Source organism: Streptomyces sp. SID3212 (genome assembly GCF_009865405.1).
GTDB lineage: Bacteria > Actinomycetota > Actinomycetes > Streptomycetales > Streptomycetaceae > Streptomyces.
This window is the reverse complement of the sequence record NZ_WWJY01000155.1, coordinates 1-1,389: the sequence shown is the minus strand read 5'-3', so window position 1 is coordinate 1,389 and position 1,389 is coordinate 1. Positions and strand designations below refer to the sequence as shown.

Annotated in this window: 1 pseudogene; it reads left to right on the top strand. The window is 76.5% G+C overall.

Features of this window, described 5'->3' with window-relative positions:
• Positions 1 to 148 precede the first annotated feature (148 nt).
• Positions 149 to 1,389: pseudogene (locus GT042_RS04335) on the top strand (hypothetical protein); the annotation flags it as partial.

The window sequence follows — 1,389 nt, the reverse complement described above, 5'->3', positions numbered from 1 at the left end:
GGAGGCCGCGGGCGAGGCGGTGGGGGAGCCCGGGACGCGACTGGGGCCGGGTCCGGGTCCGGACACGGAGGTTGCGGCCACGGGTGCGGGTCAGGGGGACGCGGTATCGGGCGCGCCCGGCAACGGCCCCGCCCCCGAAGCCGCCCCCGTGGCGCTCACCCCCGTACAGTCCAAGGCTCTCGACGCGCTGCGGGAGGCCGCGACGGCCGTGCTGGTCGCCGGTGTCACCGGGTCGGGTGCGGTGCACCGGGCCGAGTTGCTCCACGCTGCGCATTCCGCGCGGCTGGTGGGCTTGCATCGTCCCGCCGCCACCGCCGTGCGGATCGCGCGGCGGCTGGGTGAGGCACGCTCGGACGACCCGGCGTTCCGGCTGTCCGATCTCTCCGCCGATCTGGCGGAGTTGCTGGATCTGGTACGCAGGCCGGCGGCGGCCCTCGCTCCCGCGCGCCGGAGTTATCAGCCCGAGGGGCCGTTGCGGCTGCACGGCCTCTTCACCGAAGCGGTGGTGACGGCGTCCGGCTACGCGGGCGCCACGGTCTACACCCTGGCCCCAGACGGGACGCTGCGGACGCTCTCCGACGTGGCGCCGGGTGGTCCGGAGCGGGCGCTCCAGGCCTCGGGGTCACCGGTGCCGGGTGGCTGCGCGCTGGGGCTGCGGGACCTGGGGGACGGCGGTGGGGTCGTCCTCACCTCGCCGACGGTGTCACCGGACGGCCGGATCGGCGGCGGTGGGCAGGTGCGTTCCGTCCGGGTGACGGGCGCGGGGTGGCACGAAGCGCCCCTGGCCGCGCTGTGGGAACGGTCGCCCGCCGCCCAACTGGCCGCGGCCCTCAGCTGGTCGGCCGAACCGGCCGACGCCCGGGCGGCGGGCGGTGATCTGCTGTTCCTGGACGGTACGGTCACGGACGTGGGCTTCGTCGTGTCGGGCGGCCCGACACTCCGCCTGGCGGCGCCGGACGAACGCCCCGATCTCCCGTACGCCGACAACCTCCGACTACTGGCCTCCCGGCCGGGACTCACGCTCCGGTTGATCGCCCGTGCGGTACCCGACCGCCCCGACCGGATACACGTCCTGGCGGCGGCCTGGCGGGGGCACGACGACAGAACCGTACGCACGGACCTGGGCCTGCGCCTGCTGAACCGTTCGCACCTCGCGCCGACGGGGTCGGCGACGGTGGCGGTGACCGTGCCGGTTGCCGGGAGTGGGCAAGGCGCCGGGCGTGGGGCGGTTGCTGAGGGTGCGCCTGTCACTGCGGCTGCGCCCGCTACCGGCGGTCCGCCGGGTGGAGCGGGTGCGCCCGCTTTGGTGGGCGGCGACGCCGTGCCACTCGGCCGCCCGCTTCCCGGGCTGCCGGTCGAACTCGACCTGCTGCGGCGGGCCGTGGAGCG